The organism is Rhizobium sp. P1_E1, assembly GCF_056406015.1.
This window is the reverse complement of the sequence record NZ_JBFUAY010000413.1, coordinates 1-2,295: the sequence shown is the minus strand read 5'-3', so window position 1 is coordinate 2,295 and position 2,295 is coordinate 1. Positions and strand designations below refer to the sequence as shown.

Genomic DNA, 2,295 nt, shown 5'->3' with positions numbered 1-2,295 from the left:
ACCCAGAAGGTGGCAAAGACCAGCAGATAGGGGGCGAGGAACGCATAGGCGCTCCGGGTTCTGAACGGCATCAAGCCTCCTCCTCACGAGCGAATGACCGGCCGCTTTGCAAACCGGGGGAAAGCCGGGCGCCTGAAGCGCCCGGCATCGTCATTCATTGCGCGATAGGGAGGCCGGTCGCCGAAGCGATCTGCTTGGCGGCGTCGTCGAGAGCCGCCTTCGCATCGGGATAGCCGCCAGCGAAGAACTTCGTCTGCGTCGCCTTGAAAATGGCTTCCGCATCGCTCTGGAAGGCGGTGCCGCGGCTCGGTACGATCTTCGGCAGTGTCGCCAGAATATCCGCCCAGACCTTCTGGCCGCCCCAATAGGGCTGCGGCTCATTGACGAAGGGATCCTTCTCGGCCGAAAGCAGCGACGGAACCAGACCGAACTCCTTCAGCATGGTGATCTGACCCTCATCCGTGCCGAGGGCGTAATTGACGAATTTCCAGGCGGCTTCCTTATTCGCGGATGTCGCCGAAATGGCGAGCGACGAACCGCCGAGATTGGCCGCATGCGGGCCATCGGCGGTCAGGCTCGGCATTCTGTAGACGCCCCACTTGCCCTTGAGATCGGGAGAGGTCGAGCGCACGGTGCCCTCATACCAGCCGCCATACAGCTGGCTTGCGGCCTTGCCGGCGGTATTGGCCTGGATCTTTTCGTCCCAGTTGGCCGACGTCAGCGTCCCGGCATCCTTCATCTCCTTCACCTTTTGCAGCGAGGCGACGCAGGCCGGCTGGTTGATGGTGATATTCTGACCGTCGGTCGAGTAATAGCCGCAGCCCTGTTCGTTGGCGATCATGCGAAACCATTCGCTGTCGCCGTTGAAGTCGGCCTGCGCCATGACGACGCCGGGGTTGGCGGCGGAAATCTTTTTGCCGGCAGCGATGAAATCGTCCCAGGTGCTGATCGTGCTCGGATCGACGCCGGCTTTTTCGTACAGATCGCGGCGGTAGAAGACGGCGACAGGACCGGAATCCCACGGCATGGCATAGGCGACATCGCCGACTTCAAGCTCGGTGCGCTTGAAATCAGGGAATTTCGCCTGGATATCGGCCGTGTAGCCGAGCTCCTTCAGATTGGCGAAGCAATCCGGGAAACGGCTCCAGAAGATTTCAGCCTCGAAATTCTCGATGCTGACGATGTCGGGCAAGCCGTCGCCACCGGCAGCGCAGGCAGCGAGCGTCTTGTCGAAGACCTGGCTGTTGCCGAGGTCCTCGACGGTGATCTTGATATCGGGAAACTGCTTGTTGAAGCCTGGAAGCGTGGACTTCAATGCCGATGCAGCGACATTCCAGCTCCAGATGGTGAGATTGGCCGACTGCGCGAATGCGGAGCCGGAAGCAAGCACTGCGACAGCTGCGGTCGCAGCGAGAAGTTTGAAGCGCATTGAAAATCCTCCCTTTTCAATTGCCGATCTTTCACGAACGCGGTTAGACTATCTGTAAGGGAGCGGGTGTCTCCTAAAAAGGGAACATGAATTTGGCGGAAAGTAAGGTCGGCACACGTGCAATCTACCAGCCCGGCGCGAGCAGCATCGAGGGTTTGCCGACAGCGCTGCAGATGTTTCATGCCCATCCGCCTGTTATGGCCATGCCGCACTGGCACGCGCAGGTCGAGGTCAACTACGTGATGCGCGGCACCGTACACTACCGGATGAGCGACCACGAATTCCGGCTGAACGCCGGCGAAATGTGCCTCTTTTGGGGTGGTCAGCCGCATCAGATGGACGAATCCTCGGATGATTCGCTCTATGCCGGCGCCCATCTGCCGCTCGTCTATTTCTTCCGGCTGCGCCTGCCGATCAGCGTTTCCAGCCGGCTGATGAAGGGCGAGACGCTGCTGACCTCGGCAACGGATGCCGCCGACAGGGAGAACTTCACCCGCTGGTTCCGCTATGCCAACTCAGGCGATCCCGCCAAGGCCCAGCACGCCGTCGACGAGCTGCTGCTGCGCATCGAACGGATCGCGCTCGAACCCTATTCGATGACGTCGCAGGCGACCATCAATCTCGACGGCGATCACCCGTATCCGCATTCCTCGCGCAGCGTCGCGCGCATGTGCGATTTCATCGCCGCCAATTTCCTGCACGACATCGATTCGGTCGATATCGCCCGCGCCGCCGACCTACATCCGAAATATGCGATGAACCTGTTCAAGCGATCGACCGGCATGACGCTCAGCAAATATGTGACGCTGCTGCGGCTGTCGCGCGCTCAGGCGATGCTGATGAGCGAGGGCGCCAACGTGCTGCAG

At 60.7% G+C, this 2,295-nt stretch carries 2 protein-coding genes; one reads left to right on the top strand and one right to left on the bottom strand.

Annotated elements, in window-relative coordinates; all coding sequences use genetic code 11:
• Positions 1-154: 154 nt before the first annotated feature.
• The gene (locus AC1D1Z_RS36485; RefSeq protein WP_018247019.1) at positions 155-1,429 is read right to left on the bottom strand and encodes an extracellular solute-binding protein; all 1,275 of its coding nucleotides are present in this window, start codon (positions 1,427-1,429) and stop codon (positions 155-157) included.
• 86 nt (positions 1,430-1,515) lie between these two features.
• Here AC1D1Z_RS36485 and AC1D1Z_RS36480 point away from each other — a divergent pair.
• On the top strand, positions 1,516-2,295 hold a 780-nt coding region (locus AC1D1Z_RS36480; protein WP_477853683.1), incomplete at its 3' end, for a cupin domain-containing protein.

Excerpts from the sequence above, each read along its gene's own strand:
- AC1D1Z_RS36485 (WP_018247019.1), bottom strand. The coding sequence starts at position 1,429 with ATGCGCTTCAAACTTCTCGCTGCGACCGCAGCTGTCGCAGTGCTTGCT.